15 protein-coding genes are annotated in these 16,882 nt (G+C 67.5%); 7 read left to right on the plus strand and 8 right to left on the minus strand.

What is annotated here, in order from left to right; genetic code table 11:
* The first annotated feature begins 151 nt into the window (after positions 1–151).
* From KBY97_RS01685 to KBY97_RS01705, 5 genes are all read left to right on the plus strand, one after another.
* A complete protein-coding gene (locus tag KBY97_RS01685; RefSeq protein ID WP_255144902.1) occupies positions 152–781 on the plus strand; it encodes a ParB/Srx family N-terminal domain-containing protein in 630 nt (209 codons plus the stop codon).
* A 204-nt stretch (positions 782–985) separates the two neighbouring features.
* Positions 986–1,831, plus strand: coding sequence for an LCP family protein (locus KBY97_RS01690; RefSeq protein WP_255144903.1), 846 nt, complete (start codon positions 986–988; stop codon positions 1,829–1,831).
* A gap of 75 nt (positions 1,832–1,906) precedes the next feature.
* Positions 1,907–2,911 carry an aromatic acid exporter family protein gene (locus tag KBY97_RS01695; RefSeq protein ID WP_255144904.1) on the plus strand — a complete coding sequence of 335 codons (1,005 nt, stop codon included), beginning with the start codon at positions 1,907–1,909 and terminating at the stop codon, positions 2,909–2,911.
* Complete coding sequence (locus tag KBY97_RS01700) at positions 2,908–3,987, plus strand: FUSC family protein (RefSeq protein WP_255144905.1); 1,080 nt, start codon at positions 2,908–2,910, stop codon at positions 3,985–3,987. Before KBY97_RS01695 ends, KBY97_RS01700 begins: the two co-directional genes overlap by 4 nt.
* A gap of 80 nt (positions 3,988–4,067) precedes the next feature.
* Positions 4,068–5,771 carry a TolC family protein gene (locus KBY97_RS01705; RefSeq protein WP_255144906.1) on the plus strand — a complete coding sequence of 568 codons (1,704 nt, stop codon included), beginning with the start codon at positions 4,068–4,070 and terminating at the stop codon, positions 5,769–5,771.
* Between the two features lie 50 nt (positions 5,772–5,821).
* Here the strand turns inward: KBY97_RS01705 and KBY97_RS01710 are convergent, their stop codons facing one another.
* The 4 genes from KBY97_RS01710 to psbP all read right to left on the minus strand — a co-directional run bounded on the left by KBY97_RS01710 (position 5,822) and on the right by psbP (position 9,309).
* Positions 5,822–6,016, minus strand: a complete 195-nt coding sequence (locus KBY97_RS01710) for a hypothetical protein (protein ID WP_255144907.1) — start codon at positions 6,014–6,016, stop codon at positions 5,822–5,824.
* The gene (locus KBY97_RS01715; protein WP_255144909.1) at positions 6,013–7,413 is read right to left on the minus strand and encodes an NHLP bacteriocin system secretion protein; all 1,401 of its coding nucleotides are present in this window, start codon (positions 7,411–7,413) and stop codon (positions 6,013–6,015) included. Before KBY97_RS01715 ends, KBY97_RS01710 begins: the two co-directional genes overlap by 4 nt.
* 32 nt (positions 7,414–7,445) lie before the next feature.
* Positions 7,446–8,654: an FAD-dependent oxidoreductase gene (locus KBY97_RS01720; protein WP_255144910.1), complete on the minus strand. Its 1,209-nt coding sequence runs from the start codon at positions 8,652–8,654 to the stop codon at positions 7,446–7,448.
* 70 nt (positions 8,655–8,724) lie between these two features.
* Positions 8,725–9,309, minus strand: coding sequence for a photosystem II reaction center PsbP (gene psbP / locus KBY97_RS01725; protein ID WP_255144911.1), 585 nt, complete (start codon positions 9,307–9,309; stop codon positions 8,725–8,727).
* 127 nt (positions 9,310–9,436) lie between these two features.
* Between psbP and recR the strand changes: the two genes are divergently transcribed.
* Positions 9,437–10,015 (plus strand): recombination mediator RecR, encoded by a 579-nt coding sequence (gene recR / locus KBY97_RS01730; protein ID WP_255144971.1) that lies wholly within the window; start codon positions 9,437–9,439, stop codon positions 10,013–10,015.
* Between the two features lie 75 nt (positions 10,016–10,090).
* Positions 10,091–10,999, plus strand: a complete 909-nt coding sequence (gene lipA, locus KBY97_RS01735; protein WP_255144972.1) for a lipoyl synthase — start codon at positions 10,091–10,093, stop codon at positions 10,997–10,999.
* 28 nt (positions 11,000–11,027) lie between these two features.
* On the opposite strand, the gene KBY97_RS01740 is transcribed toward lipA, so the two are convergent.
* The 4 genes from KBY97_RS01740 to KBY97_RS01755 form a co-directional block, all read right to left on the minus strand.
* Positions 11,028–12,185 carry a diguanylate cyclase gene (locus KBY97_RS01740; RefSeq protein ID WP_255144912.1) on the minus strand — a complete coding sequence of 386 codons (1,158 nt, stop codon included), beginning with the start codon at positions 12,183–12,185 and terminating at the stop codon, positions 11,028–11,030.
* A complete protein-coding gene (locus KBY97_RS01745; protein ID WP_255144914.1) occupies positions 12,185–13,945 on the minus strand; it encodes a bifunctional diguanylate cyclase/phosphodiesterase in 1,761 nt (586 codons plus the stop codon). The genes KBY97_RS01740 and KBY97_RS01745 overlap by 1 nt, the downstream gene beginning before the upstream one ends.
* Positions 13,946–14,207: 262 nt before the next feature.
* Positions 14,208–15,473: a pyridoxal phosphate-dependent aminotransferase gene (locus KBY97_RS01750; RefSeq protein ID WP_255144915.1), complete on the minus strand. Its 1,266-nt coding sequence runs from the start codon at positions 15,471–15,473 to the stop codon at positions 14,208–14,210.
* 2 nt (positions 15,474–15,475) lie between these two features.
* Entirely contained in the window at positions 15,476–16,588 is a 1,113-nt protein-coding gene (locus KBY97_RS01755) for an NAD(P)/FAD-dependent oxidoreductase (protein ID WP_255144917.1), read from the minus strand.
* Positions 16,589–16,882: the final 294 nt, after the last annotated feature.

Consider the following 16,882-nt stretch of genomic DNA (forward strand, 5'->3'; position numbering starts at 1 on the left):
AACGAACGCTGCTGGCCTGATGCAACTTCGCCGCAGCCGCAGGACCACAAGAGAGGCAAATGTTCGGCCTTCGCTGGATCCGCCACGACGGGGCCGCCGGGAATGTTGCAGCATGGACAAAACATTCAGGGCCCCCTGCTGCCCCCTGACGATGGCGCAGAGCTCCGGACCCCACGAACTGCCGCCGACGTCCCAGACGGAACTGCTGGAGCTGCCGCTCGACCGCCTACAGCCCACCCAGCTCTGCCTCGGTCTGGCGGAAGTGCGGGCCCGGGCTTGTGATTTCCGCCTTGAATCCCCAGCCAGCCGCCGCCGCTACCTGCGCAGCCGTCCGGTGCCGGTGGCGGTCAGCAGCGCCGGGGAGCACTGGATGATCGACCGCCATCACCGGTTGCGGGCCCTGCTCGATGTCGACCCGGGCGTGAGCGTGTACTGCGCCGTCGTGCTGCGGCTGGAGGGCGCCAGCCGTGCCCACTGCCTCGAAGAGCTCAACCGCCGCGGTTGGCTGTATCTGCACGATGGCGAGGGGCGCGGACCGCACCCACCGGAGCGCTTGCCGAGGCGCTTGGAGGCGCTTGGCGACGACCCCTACCGCAGTCTGGTCTGGAAGCTCAAGCAGGAGGGGCTGATCCGCGCCCAACCAACCCTGCCCTTCCATGAGTTTCGCTGGGGCGCCTGGCTCCGCCAGCAACCGCTGCCACCGTTCAGTTCGATCGAGCTGGATCCGGCACTGCCGGCGGCGCGCGAATTGGTGCGCCAACGCCGCGATCAGGGCCGCTGAGCACACCAGCTCAGGAACTGACTCACCTTGCTGAACCTGGGGTAGAAATCCGCCGGCGGGATGAAATAAGGTTTCAATATGAAGACATCGGCAGCAAAGCGCCAGAGATCCACATCGGTTCCTTCGGCGCCTGTAGCCGGACGCCAGAGCGCTCCACCGCCCAAGCGACGTTCCGGCGGCCTTGGGCCGATCCTGGTCGCCGTCATGTGCGGGCTTGGCGGCGGGCTGGCCTTGGCGGTGCCGTTGGCCGATCTGATCAAGGGCAACACCACCGTGAAGCTGGAAGGCTTCCGCAATCCTTTCGGCAGCTGGGTTGACACCGACCGCGATCTGCTGGTGCTTGGATCTGATGTGGGCGGTGGCAACACCGATGTGATCTTTACCCTGCGGGTGGAGAACGGCAAAACCCAGATCACCCAGGTGCCGCGCGACACCTACATCGATTCCGCTCGCTTCGGCCCGATCAAGGCCAACGCCCTTTTCGCCTACGGCGGCATTGAGGCCGTGAAGGAGGAGCTTTCCGAGCGCCTCGGCCGGCCGATCGGTCACCACATCAGGGTGAACCTCAGCGCGATCCGGCGCATGGGCGATGTGCTGGGTGGCGTGGAAGTGGATGTGCCGAAGCGCATGTACTACGTGGACAACAGCCAGGGCCTCACCATCGACCTGCAGCCGGGCCTGCAGACGCTCAAGGGCCGCGATCTGGAAGGCTTTCTGCGCTGGCGCCACGACGAGAACGCGGATATCGGCCGCATCGAGCGGCAGCAGCTGGTTCTGGCGGCGGTGTTCCGCAAGCTGATCCGGCCGGACAACCTCATGCGCCTGCCCACCCTGCTCACTGCCGCTGGGGAAGACGTCAAGACCGATCTGGGACCCATGGAAATCGGTGGCCTGATCACCGCCATGGCCTCCACCCAGCTCAGCACCGAGCGACTCGGTGGCCGGCCGTTCGATCGCAACGGCATCAGCTACTGGGAGGCCGACTGGCCCAGCACCGCCAGCACCTCCCCAGAGCCGGCCGACAACGGCCGCTACCGCTTCCTCTTCTGAGCCACGGCGCCAAGACAGGAACCAGCCGCCATGGACGGGGCCGGTACCGTGCCGGCAATGCGCCGCAGCGCTGCTATGGCCCCACTCTCCCCTTTGCTTCAGCAGAGCCTCCGCCTTGGCCTGGCCAGCCTGATCACCGCCGCGATCGCGCTCTGGAGCGATCGGATCGCGTTCGTGTGGTACCCGCTGCTGGCCGTGATCTTCGTCATCGATGACAACGACGAGCTGACCGTGAAAGCGGCCATGGCCCGGGTGCTCGGCACCGCCAGCGGCGGCCTGGTGGCCTTTCTCGTGCACACGATCATGGACGGCTGGCCCGCGGTGCTGGTGTCCCTGCTGCTGACCGTGCCCCTGCTGCGCCTGCTGGGCTGGCAAGGGGGGCTGTCCACCGCCGTGACGATCAGCCTGATGTTCCTGCTGATCCCCCGGTACACCGAACTCAACTGGGATTACGTGTTCAACCGCATGGTGGACACCTCCGTGGGAATCGTGGTTGCACTGCTGACGGCCCTGCTGTTCTGGCCGAAGAACAGGCTGCAGCGCATCGGAGCCCTGGAGCGGCAGTTGCACACCAACTTGCAGTTGCAGCTCGTCGCCCTGGTGGCATGGACACAGCTGGGGCAGGCACGACCCGCGCCGCTCTCCCGAGCCGACTTCACCGCCCGCCTGCTCGCCCTGGAGCAACTGGTGCAGCAGGAACAGGCGGGCCATGCCCGGCACCTGCTGCGGCAGGCGCGCTGGCGGCAGCGGCTGCTGATCTGGCAGACCATTCACCACCACTGGGTGCAGTTCGAACGCCTGCTCGGCCAGCTCCCCGCCCACCTGGGCAATGAGCCGGCCGTCGCCGCGTTGGCGCCGCAGCTGCAACGGGCGCTTCAGCATCTGCAGTCGCCGGCGGCAGGCGGCGATGGTCCCCTGCACCTGCAGCCGGTCCAGGGGGTGCTGGCCCTGCCAGCGCTGCTGCTGCTCTCGCTGGAGGAGGAACACCGCCGGCTGCGGCGGGCGCTGCTGTCGCTGCAGTTCTGCGAACGGAGCACCCTGGCTCGGGCCGGCACCGCCAGCCTGGAGCCGGCCCGATGAAGCTGCCGCCGCGGCAGGAATGGCGCCTGGCGGTGGTGACCGGGCTGAGTACCGGCTTTGCGGTGCTGAGCCCGTTGCCGGATGGGTACTACATGCCGATGGCGATCACCGCCGTGATGGCCGGCAGCTACGGCGGCTCCTATGCCCTGGGCCGCCAGCGGCTGCTGGGCAGCCTGATGGGGGTGGCCATCCTGTTGGTGTGCCAGAGCGGCCTGCGCCTGCCCTTGCCCCTGGCCCTCGGCGTCGCCCTGACGCTCACCCGCCTGCTGGGCGGGGCGCTGGGTCTGCAGAGCGGCTACAAGGTGGCTGGCTTCATCGTGGTGATGGGCTGGCTGGTACACAGCTCCAACCTCTCCAGCTGGATTCCGTTGCGCCTGGGCTGGACCTGCCTGGGGATCGTGGTGGGGTTGCTGGCCGTGCGCTGGATCTGGCCCAGCAGGGCGATCCAGCAGCAGAACGACGGCTGCCGGTGCCTGATGGGCACGATCGCCGCAGGCTTGCGCGAGGAAGGCCAGCGGCTCAGCAGCCCGCTGGCCCCCGCCGCTTCGGTCGGCGAGCGGCGCCGGCGCCACCGCCAGGACCTGGCCCAGCTGGTGGCCCTGCGGCAAGGCCTGCCTGCGGCGATCACGGAGCTGGGACTCAATCCGGCCAGGCAGCCCCTGCATCACCTGTGGCAACTCTGCGATGCCACCTTTTCGCTGTTGCTTGGAACCCTCGACGGGCTGCGCAGCCTGCCGCCTCCACTGCTGTCACCGCCGGCGCTGGTAGAGCTGAGAATGGCGGAAGTGAGGCTGCTGGACGCCATGGCCCAGCGGCTGGAGGGATGGCAGACCTGCCGCTTCGAGCAGGACGAGGCGTTGCCGTCAGTGGCGGCCAGCGGCAGGGCGCAAAGCGCGCAGAGCCAGGCCCTGGCCGTCGCTGCCCTGCGGGCCTGCCGCGAGCTGCTGCACAGCCCGGCCTTCGAGCAGCTGCCGACCGTTCGCCAGCGCCACGTAGCCCGCCGTCTGGTGCTGCTGGAGCATGCGGCCGAGGGGCTCGAAGCGATGGAGCGGCGGTGGCAGGCGCTGCAGGCATGACCAGACCCACCGCCAGACTTGCGACCGTCGCCAGGCGTTCCATCACCAGGCGCTCCATCGCCGCCAGACTCGCTTTGAGCGTGGCGCTGCTGACCATCACGCTGGAGCATGGACGGGCCGTGGCGGGGGCGGCAGGCGGGCCTGGCGCAGCCCGCGCCGGCCAGCAACATGCCGCTGCCCTGGAGCGCTCCTGGAGCCGCCTGGACGCCGAGCTGCGCCTGCTAGATCAGCTGTTGCCTGGAACGGAAGACGGAGAAACCGGTGGCGCCGCTCCTGGCGTGACGCCACCGGCCCCACCCCCGCTTGCCCTACCGACGGCGGCGCAGCTGCGCGACCAGCAGGTGCAGGCACTCAGCCTCGAGCAGGCGGTGGTGATCGCGCTGGCCGAAAGTCCCCAGCTGCAGACCCGGCGCCTGGAGGTGGCCGCGGCCCTGGCCCAGCTGGAGAGCCGCCTGGGTACCTATTGGCCCCGCATCGCCGCCGTGGGCGGGCTGTCCTACGACCAGACGGCGACACGGTTCGGGGTGCCCGCCGGCAACGGCAGCCTGGGCCTCGGGCCCAACTTCGCCGCCGCCGGGCTGCGGGCCGCCGACGGCTCAACCACCGACGGCCCGTTCTTCGTCCCCAGCGGTGCCAACGCCACTTTGAACCAGGGGGTGCGCCAACTGGGCGGTGGCCTGGAGCTGGATCTGGCTGTGCTGGATTTCGCCCGCAGCCCCACAATTCAGGCGGCCCGGGCGCGGCTGCGGCAGGCGCGAGCCGCCTATGCCAACAGCCTGCGGCACCGACAGCTGGAGGTCAGTGAGGCCTACTACGGCCTGCAGCGGGCCGATCAGTTGGTGCGCATCCGCGAAGCAGACCTGCGCAACGACGGGGTGATCCTCGAAGAGGTGCTGGCGCTCAAGCAGGCGGGGCTGGTGCCCCGGCTCGACCTGCTGCGCCGCCAGGCCTTTGAAGCGGAAAGCGAGGAGCAGCTGATCCAGGCCCGCGCCGACCAGGCGGTGGCGCGCCGGCGGCTGGCGATCCTGCTGAATCTGCCGGCCAACCTCACCCCCCGCGCCGCGGACCCGATCCGGATCCAGCCCCGGTGGCCGTTTGGACTGGAGGAAAGCCTGCTGGCCGCCTACCACGACAATCCAGAGTTGGCGCTGGTGCTGGCCAGCCGCGACGCCCTGGCCCAGGACCGCCAGGCCCTGGCCGCCCAGCTGCTGCCCCGCCTGAGCCTGTTCGCGGCTGCCGCCGCCGGCAGCAGCCAGACCCAACAGTGGAACATCAGCGGCGACTGCTGTGGCGCAACGGTGATCCCCACCCAGAACAGCGCAGGCACGGACTGGTCGGTGGGGCTGGCCTTCCGCTGGCTGCTCTTCGACGGCGGCAGCACGGCGGCGGAGCTGCGGAGCCTGGCGCAGCAGGAGCAGGCCGAGGCGCAGCGCTATGCCGCCTCCCGCAACGACATCCGCCTGCGGCTGGAGCAGGCCTTCTTTGAACATGGAGCAAGCCTGGGCAGGCTGGCCTCCACCCAGCGGGGGGTGCGCGCCAGCCTGGAGGCCTACCGGGATGCCCGGCTCCGCTACCAGAGCGGCCTGACCAACGAAGTCACCCTGTCGCTGACCCAGGACCGACTGATCACCAGCCTGGTGCAGCGGCTGGAGGCCACCGTGGCCGTGAACATCACCTACGCCCGGCTGCTGCGGGAACTGCTGCCGATGCCCACCGACACCGAGGCCGTCGTGCCGGTGCGGCTCACCCTGCCGGAGGGCGCCCGTCAGAAGCTGGGGCCGTGATGAGCCCTGGCAGCGCAACGCTCCGGATCGGCAGCCTGCGGCTGCACCGATCAACGCTCGCCGCTGGAGACGAAGCGTTCGATGCGATAGGCGAGCACCACCACCAGCACCACCAACCAGAACCAGAGCTCCGGTGCATTGGCATTGAGCAGCACCACCAGCAGCACCACTTCGGCCACCAGCCAGGGCAGCTCCCGCCGCAGCGGGCTGGCTTCGCCGGAGGGTGGGGGCGGATTCGGGGTCATGGCCGCGCCCCTGGAGTAGCAGCGTTGGCGGCAGCGCTCGCAGCAGGGCCAGCGTTGGCGGCAGCGCTCGCAGCAGGGCCAGCGCTGGCGGCAGAGGTGGCCGCCGGAGTCTCCTGAAGCGGGCGGCTGCCCTGGCGCAGCTCTCCACGATCCCAGCGTCGATCGAAGCGGAAGGTGCGGAAGCCCCCCGTGAGCGAGCGCAGGCCCGGCAGCAGATAGGAGACCGGGGTGCGCCATTCCACGTAGGCATGGCCGGTGACGGTGAGACCTTCCCGCACCGGGAACACGCTGCTGCCCTGCGACAGGGTCCAGCGGAAGCCATCCAGGCTGGCGGGGTCGCGCTCCAGGCGGATCTCGGCGCGCATCACCGGCCCGCCTTCCACCAGCGAGCGGGCCAGCTGGGGGTTGCCGATCGTGGTGGAGATGTCCTCCTCAGTGGCGGGCAACACGTTGATCTGCCGGACCCGGCCCACGATGCCACCGAAGCGGCTGCGCTGATTCCAGTCGGGCACGATCTCCACAGGCAGATCGAGGCGCAGGCGGCGGGCATCGGCGGGGGGAAAGTAGGCCACGGCGATCAGGGGCCGTGAGCCGCCCCCACGGCCGATCGTGCCCAGCCGTTGGCCCACGGCCACGGTCTGCCCTGGGATCACCTGCAGATCCAGCACCTCGCCATCGCGATCGGCATGCAGGCGGCCGTTGAAGGCCAGCTGCGCCTCAGTGACACGCAACTGGCGGCGCAGATCATCAATGCGAAACCGCCGCTCGAGCGCCGCTGTTTCAAGATTGAGCTTCACCTGCTGAAAGGCGGTGAGCAGGTTCCGCTCCTCGATCGCCACCTGATCGAGGTTGACGGCTGTGGCGGTGAGGCCCTGCTCCACCATCACCACCTCGGAGGAGAGCGGCGCCACCACTTCCCGCTGGCTCAGCCACTCCAGCTGGTTGAGCTTGGCGGCGTAGGTGCTCTTGAGGGCACCGAAGCGGCTGCGGTCAGCGCCCAGCTTGGCAAGGGCAGTGGCAAGCGCCTGCCGTTCGGTGGCGAGGCGTTGGTCGTCGCGGGCGGTGAGCTGGTCGTTCTGCCGTTCGAGCTCCCGCAGGTTGGCCCGCTGCTGCTCGATCTCCCGCTCCAGCACCGGCAGATAGAGCTCCACCAGCACCTGACCGCGCCGCACCCGATCGCCCACGGCCACAGGCAGGCGCCGCACCTGGCCGCCGGCGCGGGCGTCGATCAGGCCGGCACTGCCGGGTAGCAGCAGCACCCCCTTGCCCATCACCTCGGTGGGCACGCGCCAGAAGCAGGCCCAGAGCCCCACCGCACCGACCACGCCACCCAGACACCACGCCACCTTGCGCCGCGGTGGCATCCGCTTCCAGTGGTGAGGCCGCAGCAGGTGCATGGCCGCCAGCTTGGTGGGTCACGGGGTTCCTGTCAGCCCCCGCCCACCCCGGGGGCGGCGCCGGGCAGCGCGGCCAGGGCCGCAGGATCACCGGCGATCGCGGCCGCCAGCAGAGGGGCCAGGGCCGGCACCAGCGCAAACGGCCCGCCGAAGCCGGCGAACACCCACAGTCCCGGGTCGCCCGCCACCGCTCCCACCAGCGGCAGGCCTGGATGCGTGAAGCTCACCGGCACCTGAACGAAGCGACCCGGCAGCTCCGCCAAGGCCGGCAGCAGCCCGGCGAGCGCCTGGCGCAGACACGCTTCGGTGTGGTGGGGGTCGGGGGGCGGGCCCTGGCCCGGGTCGGGGCGCACCAGGGAGCTCTGGCCCAGCAGCCAGCCGGAGCCGCTCGGCGCCCAGCCCACATCAACGCTCAGTTCAGGCGCCTGCAGCTGGGCGGAGCGGTGCTCCAGGCCCTGCCGCTGGCCCAGCAACGGCATCACGATGGTGTCGCCGGGGGGCAGCGCAAGCGGCGGTCGGTCCACCAGGAGCGCTCCGGCCCAGCTGACCCGCAGGCGCTGCGGCAACGACGGCCAGAGCGCGCGGCAACCGGCACCGGCGGCCAGCACCACCTGCCGGGCCGGCAGCGCGGCGCCACTGCCACCCACGCCCGCGCCCATGCGCAGGTTCCAGCCTGCGCGGGTGGGCTCGATCGCCGCCACCTGCTCGCGGAGCAGCCGCACCCCGGCGGCTCGCAACGCCCCGGGCAGGGCGGCAGCCAGCAGGCCCGGATCGACCCTGGCGTAGCTGAGGCGCAGGGTGCCTCCAGGGCCACTTGCGGCCGCCGCCGCCGGACCAGCCGCGCCCGCCAGCGGTGGGCCGTGCTGCAACTGATCGGCCCCGAGGTGCCGGCGGGCCAGGCCCTCCACCTGCTGAAGCACCCCGTCCTGCCGCTGCCGCGCGGCGGCGTCAGCGGCGGCGGGCCAATGCAGCACCAGATCGCAGGAGCGCAGGCCCAGGGGGCCATGGCGCGCCTCCAAGCGGCGCCAGCGGGACGGAGCGGCGGCCATCCAGCTGTCAAGCGGGCCCGGGGGCCCCGCCCACCAGGGGATTCCGCCGTAGCTGAGCGGTGTGGCGGCGGGGCCAGCCCCATCCACCACGATCACCGGCAGACCGAGACCCGCGAGTTCAAGGGCGAGGAGACCACCGGCCAACCCCGCACCGATCACCACCACCGGATCGGTGGCCTCAGAACTGTGCAAGGCCAAATCACCTTCCATGCCGCCAGACCCCTGGAGGCCTTCTCTCCCCCGATAGTGCTGCCTGGGCCCCTCAGATCTGCAGGGTGAAGGAGGTGATCACGTTGTGGAAGAGCTCCTTCACCTTCCCCCAGCGGGCCTCGTTGGTGCTCACCGCCAGGGTGTACAGGCGGCCCCGGTCGGCCACCACGGTGGCCAGTTCGTGGCGGTCGCGATCCACCAGGTGCACCGCGTACTCCAGGTCGTAGAAGGTGTGGCCACCGTCCTGGCGCTCCACCGCTTCCACCAGCTCCGCTTCACGGCCGCTGCCCGCCGGCGCGATCACCACACGCCGCAGCTTCTCGCCCACCGCCACGGCGCTGCCCAGATCACTGAGGTCGTTGGTGGGGTTCACATCGGAAATCACCAGGCTGAGTGTTTCATCGCTGTTGATCAGGTCGTGAAACACCACCTGGGGGCCATCGCTCACCACCACGCGCGTCCAGCCGGTGGGGTAGAGGAAGGCATAACGGCCATCAGGGCTCTGGAAGGCGTTCAGCCCGGCGGCCGCGGCGCTGCAGCCCGCCAGCCCACCCGCGGCGATCAGGGCCCCGAGCAGCACGGCCAGCAGGCGGCTGAACCAGGGCCGGACATCCGGCTGGAGAGAGCGGAGAGGCATGGCGGGAAGCAACGGCGGAATGGGAGAGCACCGGCGCCATTCTGTCGGCCGGCAGGCTGGGGACTGTTGGCAGCGTCTTTAGATTCGGGGTCTTCGCGTCAGTTCTCTGAGCGGCTTCACCCGTCCCCTGGCCCGGCTGATCGATCAGTTTGAGCGCCTGCCGGGCATCGGCCCCCGCACCGCCCAGCGCCTGGCCCTGCATCTGCTGCGCCAACCGGAAGAACAGATCCGCGCCTTCGCCGATGCCCTGCTCGCCGCCCGCAGCCAGGTGGGCCAGTGCCAGCGGTGCTTCCACCTCTCGGCTGAACCGCTTTGCGAGATCTGCCGCCAGCCGGAGCGCCAGAGCGGGCTGCTGTGCGTGGTGGCCGATTCCCGCGATCTGCTGGCGATCGAGCGCACCCGCGAATACAAGGGCAGCTACCACGTGCTTGGTGGCTTGATCTCGCCGATGGATGGCATCGGACCCGAGCTGCTGCACGTGCAACCGCTGGTGAACCGGGTGGATCAGGAAGGCATCAGCGAAGTGATCCTGGCGCTGACACCGAGCGTGGAGGGGGACACCACCAGCCTGTATCTGGCCCGGCTGCTGCGCCCCTTCACCAGCGTGAGCCGGATCGCCTATGGCCTGCCGGTGGGCAGCGAACTGGACTATGCCGATGAGGTCACCCTGGCCCGGGCGATGGAAGGCCGGCGGCGGATGGAGTGATGGATTGCAGGTGGCGGCTGGAGTGATGGAAGGCCAGCGGCGGATGGAAGCACCGCGCTCGATAGCCTGATGGCCATGGGTTCCCGCAGCCGTTACAGCGCCATCCCACCGGCCGAGCGGCTGCCCGCCTGGCTGCGGCGCCCATTGGGCAACGCCTCGGAACTGGAGCGGGTGCAGGCGGTGGTGAAGCAGGAGCGACTGCACACGATCTGCGAGGAGGGACGCTGCCCTAACCGGGGCGAGTGTTATGCAGCAGGAACAGCCACCTTCCTGCTGGGGGGCCCGATCTGCACCCGCAGCTGCGCCTTCTGCCAGGTGGAGAAAGGCCAGGCCCCTCTGCCGATCGACCCGGCCGAGGCCGAGCGGGTGGCGCAGGCGGTGGAGCGCATGGGCCTGCGCTACGTGGTGCTCACCGCCGTGGCCCGCGATGACCAGGCCGATCACGGCGCTTCGATGTTCACCGCCACCATGGCGGCGATCCGGCGGCGCCAGCCACTGATCGCGATCGAAGTGCTCACGCCCGATTTCTGGGGAGGGCACCGGCAGGAGCCCGACGGCCAGGCCGCCCAGCGGCACCGCCTGCAGCAGGTGCTGGCCGCCGGGCCCGCCTGCTTCAACCACAACCTGGAGACGGTGGAGCGGCTGCAGGGGGAGGTGCGGCGCGGCGCCACCTATGCCCGCTCCTTGAACCTGCTGGCGGCGGCGCGGGAGCTGGCGCCCCAGATCCCCACCAAATCCGGGTTGATGCTGGGGCTGGGCGAAACCAACGAGGAAGTGGTGGCCACGCTCCACGATCTCAGGGCCGTGGGCTGCCAGCGCCTGACGCTGGGGCAGTACCTGCGCCCCTCCCTGGCCCACCTGCCGGTGGCGCGCTACTGGACGCCGGCGGAGTTCGAGCGCCTGGGAGCGATCGCCACAACGCTGGGCTTCACCCAGGTGCGCAGCGGCCCCTTGGTGCGCAGCAGCTACCACGCCGTCAGCTGAGCGAGCAGGCCAGGCCGGCAACTGGCCATCAATGCAGGACCAGCTGGCAAGAACGCTTCGCCTGGCGGGCGCGGTTGAGCGCGATCTCAGCGCGGGCAAGCACTTCGGTGGCCTGGGCATCCTCGCGCTCCAACAGTGGCCAATGGGTTTCGATGCCCATGCTGGCGCTCATGAAGGGATCAAACGCCGCTGGATGGGCGATCCTCAGGCCCTGGATCTCGGCCCCCAGCTCTGCGGCCAGGCGATCAGCTTCGCCACCGGTGATTGAAGGCAGCAGCATGGCAAAGGCATCGGCACCGACCCGCGCCACCAAGGGGTTATCTGCACCCAGCCGCCGCGTGAGCAGGCGGGCGACGGCCTGTAGGCAGTCGTCGGCGCAGAAGTGGCCAAAGGTGTCGTTGTAGGCACCAAAGTCATCAAGATCCAGAAGCACCAGAGTGAACGGGTCTCCAGTGACCCGCGACAACGCAATCTGTTGACTGAGCTGCTGCTCGAAGCTGCCTCGATTGGAAAGCGCCGTGAGCGGATCCCGCCACCCCCATTGACGACCTTCATAACCAACGCAGGCCATGATGGCGGGAACCATCGTCACCACGAGCCGGTTAAGCGCCGCCAGTTCCCATAAAAGAAATCCTCCGGGACGTTGCGTGGCCATTGTGAGAATCAACTTGTGGGTCCCATCGCCTCCCAGGGGCACAGCCAGGTAGTCGGTATAACGCTCGCGACGCATATCCCTGGCAAGTGCATAGGGAATATTCTCAGGCTTAAGATTTTCAAGTCGCAGGCGTTGAGGCACTTTGCCTTCACACACCGCATGCAGAATGCTGGTGCGGTGATCCATACCAGCAAAGAACTCACTGCCCCTGAAGAACGAGCGCACCTCCTCAGGGTTCTCCACATCCCACCAATACTGAATGCCACCCTGACCGGTTTCGATCGGCACCAACGCCAAGGCAATGCGGTGCAGCGGGAAGCCTGCGGCCACCAAATGCCTGACGCCATGCAAGAGCAGATCGGCTGGATTGCGGTAAGGGGGAGGGAAGGTTTGATCCGCCTCTAACCAGATCGCCTTGAGTGCGCGAATGGCCTTAAGTTGCAGGTGATGACGGCGCGACGATCCAGAACCGATTAGGGGAGAAGATGACAGCTCATGACCAACATTGAGAAGCGGAAAAGAATCAAACATCAGACGCAGTCCACCAATGACGTGGAGCGTGACTGGATCAGCGCGAGCGTACTGGAAGCGTTTTTTGGCCTACCCACAAGATAACCCTGAATGTAGTCACAACCAAGCTTTTTCAGCACATCTAATTGCTCTTGCCGCTCCACGCCTTCAGCGATCGCATGAAGACCCAGTGCCTTGGCCATGCTGAGAACGGCTTTCACGATCACTTCATCTTCCTGGCTTCGACCCAGGCCTTCAATAAAGGAGCGATCAATTTTGAGAATTTCAACTGGCAACTGCTTGAGGTAACGCATGGAGGTATAGCCAGAGCCGAAGTCGTCAATGGCCAGGTTGGCACCCAACGCCTTGATCTGACGAAAGGCGCGGAGAGTGGCTTCAACATCTTCAATCAGCATTGTTTCTGTGATTTCGATGTAGAGGCGATCCGGTGGAAAGCCTGACTCAAACAACGCCATGGCAATCTGCTGAGGCGTGCCCGGATCGAGCAAGCTGCGCACAGAGAGATTCACCGACAGTCCCAGACTCTGATCTGGACAGACCGCATAACAACGGGCCATGTGCTTGCAGGCCAGTTGAAGCACGATCGTGTCAATCTGCACGATCAAACCACTCTCTTCAGCCACTGGAATGAATTCACCAGGCGTGATCAGGCCATGCATCGGATGCTTCCAACGTGCCAGCGCTTCAAAGCCAAGGATCCGCTGATCATGCACATGAAAGATTGGCTGGAAGTAGCAGACGATTTCGCCAGCTGCCAGAGCTCGCCTGAGGTCCTGCTCCATCGTTGCCGCTTTCAAGGCGGTGTTTCGCATCTGCTGGTCGAAGTACGCCAGGCAACCCCGGCCATTGGCCTTGGCCTTGTACATCGCCATATCGGCATTTTCGATGAGCACTTCGGCGCTGTCCTTGCCGTTCGCGATAGCCACCCCAATCGAGGCCGAATGGCTGAGCAACTTGTTGCCGATTGTCATCGGCCGGCCGATCAGATCAATAATGCGCGCCCCAAGCGCCTGCACCGACTCCTGGGAACAATTTGAACTCACGATGATGAACTCATCCCCGGAAAGACGCCCCACCAGATCGCCGGACCGCACGCACTGCCGCAGGCACTTGGCCACGGTGATCAGGAAACGATCTCCGGTGGTATGGCCATGGGCGTCATTGATCAGTTTGAAGCGATCGATGTCGATGAAAAGAACCGCCACGGCTCCTTTGGAGCCACTGCTGCGCAGGTTCATCTCCAGGCTGAGCGCCAGTTGGCTCAGAACGTGGGTGCGGTTCGGCAGCCCCGTGAGCATGTCGTAGCTCGACTGATCAAGGGCCGCCCGCGTAGCAGAGCGCTCCGCCAGCATCGACTTGCCGACCTGGGCACACAGCTGCAGGCTCTGGGCCAGGGCCTCCAGCAGCCAGCGCTCCTGCAGGTCGAATGGGGTCTGGAAGCGGGCGACCAACAACACGTCCAGGCCGGGAAGCTGGCACCAGTGCACCTGCCGCAGCCCGGTGGCCAGCCGGATTTCCGTGGGGCGATCCGCAGCCACCCGCAGCAGCAGTGCCTGATCCTCCGCACTCAGGCCAACAGAACAGCGAAAGGACTGATTGGTGATCAGCGCAGCGACATCGGCCTTAAGGGCGAGAGCCAGCTGGTCGACCACCTCATTGGTGGTGGAGGGATCTTCGATCGAGAAGGCAGCCAGGATCGCCGCGTGTGCCCTGAGCGACCAGGGAATGCCCGAGGCGGCGTGCTCGTTCTCGATCCTCATGGCACCCGCCTCATGGCACCCCAGCCGGCAGGGAAAGCCGGTGCCACGGACCCCGGCCCACTCGCCCAGCCCCTACCCAAGGCACGGAAGCTGATGGCAAAGGCCAGGAATAGAGGCGAAAAGCGGGCACAGCATCACCAAAGAGGATGTTGGCGGGGTGGCCTGGTGAAGCCGACGAGCCGGTGACATGACGGCGGCGAATCAGGCATACGCCGTGAACGCCCACAGGAATCACTGAAACTTCAGTGATAGAGGTCTGAGCCTAGCCAATGCTGTCCGATCGTTCTGGTGTGCATTGCGACAGAGTGGTTCTGGCTTCCTCAGCCTCCACTCCTTCCGCGCGGGGCCACTCCCGCAGGCCGCGGGCCAGCCGGTCAAGGCCTTCAGCCAACACCCCCGCCGAGGTGGCGAAGCAGAGGCGCACATGGCCGGCGGCACCGGCCCCGAACCAGCGCGGGCTGCCGGGCACCACGGCCAGAAGATGGCGCCGCAGCAACCAGTCCGTGAGCGGCTCCACGCCCCTCTCTCCCGCAGGAACGCGCACAAGCGCCACGTAGGTGGCATCGGGGGTTTCCACCTGGACGCCAGGCATGGCGCGCAGCAGTGTGATGGCCTGATTGCGCCGCTCCAGCAGATGCTGCTGAAAGGCCTGCAACCAACGCAGGCCCTCCGGGGAATAGGCCGCCTCCGCCGCCACCTGGCTGAGGGTGGCGACTCCCGCCACGGTGGCGGGCTGCTCACTGGCGGCCAGCATCCGGGCACTGGCGTCGGCGTCGGTCATGGCCACGTAGCCCACACGCAGACCTGCCAGGGCAAAGGATTTCGAGAAGCCATGCACCACGGCGCCCTGGGCCGCCAGCGCCGGCTCGAGCGCCAGCCAGCTGGTGAACACAGCCGGCGGGTACACCACCTCACTCCAGATCTCATCACTGAGCACGCGGATGCCGCGCTCCAGGCAGAAATGGCCCAGTGCCTCTAGCTCATCGCGCCGAAAACAGCGCCCCAGCGGGTTGTGGGGGTTGCACAGGCAAAGCATGCGGGTGCGTGGGCTGATCAGCCGCTCAAGCGCCTCCAGGTCGAGCGGGGCATGGCGATCCAGGCCCCAGAACAGGGGAATACCGCCAGCGGCCCGCACGGTGTGGGCGAAGAGAAAATCGGCCGGATCCCCCACCACCGCCTCCTCCCCCGGGCTGAGCCACTGGCGGGCCACCATGGCCAGCCCGGCGGCGGCGCTGTCGACGGCGATCACCCCTGCCGCGCTCACGTCAGCGCCCCGCTCCTGGCGCAGATAGGTGGCCACGCCAGCACGAAAGGAGGGCAACCCGCCTGGGGGGCCATAGCTGAACACCCCGCTGCTGGCGTAGCGGATCACGGCCTCTTTGATCACGGGAGCCGCGGGAAAATCGGGGTCTGCGGCCGTGAGCGGAATCACCCCTTCGGGCTGCTCCGCCCAGCGCATGTTGTAGGCCCGCTCTCGGAGCAGCTCAAAGGGAACGACGGCATCGTCGAAACAAAAGGGTTCACCCACCTTCACTTGGCCAGCGGTAAAGAGGCACTCTCAAGCTCGGTGGGGGGGCGCACGAACTGGGCCGCCATGGAGCGGCCCGCATGCAGATAGTGCTTCAGCGACGGGTGGCGCTTGTGGTGGTAGGTGCTCAAGGCCCGGTTGAGATGGGCAGGTTGGCGGCAGGCCAACAGCTGCTCGGAGAGGCAGACGGCATCCTCGAGCGCCGTGTTTGCTCCTTGGCTGGTGAAAGGCAACAGCGGATGGGCGGCATCACCTGCCAGCACCAGGTTGCCCCGCGCCAGACGGGGGGGAGGGTCGATGTCGAGCGGCTGCCAGAGATGGGGCAGGGAAGGATGGGTGGCTTCGATCGTTTCCCGCACGAACTGAGGAAAGCGGCACAGATGGATGTCAAGGAAGGCGGAGATGGCCCCGGGCTCCGGGGGGGCGAAGCGGTGGCTGTCGAACTGCACGAACCAGATCACACGCCCCTTGGTCAGGGGCACCAGCCCGACCGCAAACCCACCGCAGGGGTCAAGCACCTTGACGAAGCGATGGCCCAAGGTGGCAGCCACGGCGGGCAGGTGGACACAGGCGACAATCTCGTTGACCCGGGCGCGGCGCGGTGTCACGGCGGGGCGATCGGCGGTGAGGACGGCGCGGCAGCGGGAGTTGACCCCATCTGCGCCGACGAACACATCAGCGCGATGGCGCACGAGCGAGTCCTGGCCGCCACAGGAGAAGGAGGCCGAGAGCATGCGGTCGTGGTCGTGCTCGAAGGCTTCAAAGCGGTGGTTGAACTGAATCACCCCGGCAGGCAGACCCTCGGCCAGTGCACGCAGCAGCGAGGGACGGTCGACCGCGATCGTGTGGGTGACGGCGTGCTGGGCAATCGAACGCCCACAGGACGAAAGAATGGAGACCCGCTCAAGCGAATGGCCGATGCCACTGGCCAACACATCGATGCCAAGCGATTTCAAGGCGCGCTGGCCGTTTTCCAGCACCAGGAAGCCGAAGCCCTGGCGGTCCATGGTGGTGGAGCGCTCATAGACCTGCACGCGGTCGCCACCGCCGGCACCACCCCGGCAGAGCGAACGTGCCAGAGCAAGGCCGGCCACACCGCCGCCAATGACGGCCACCTTCAGCTCAGAAAGACCAAAGGCCCCCATCAGCCTTGACTCCGGTGAATTCAGATTTCAGAAACCAGATCTTGTCGTGAGCAACGGAAAGCGCATGCATCAAAGAACACGTTCACGATGCTTTTGGAGCCCACTAAGGCAAGCCAAAGGAATGATTCAGTGGGATTAAAATGTGAATCTGGCAAAAATTTCCTGAGAACTGCTTGACTTGACTCCCTCGGTGCCGACCAAGGCAGCCCCTAGAGCAACACCATTGGCATGGGCCGCGGCAGATGGCTTGATCGAGAGTCTCGC

The organism is Synechococcus sp. ATX 2A4, from assembly GCF_024346375.1.
Classification (GTDB): domain Bacteria; phylum Cyanobacteriota; class Cyanobacteriia; order PCC-6307; family Cyanobiaceae; genus MW101C3.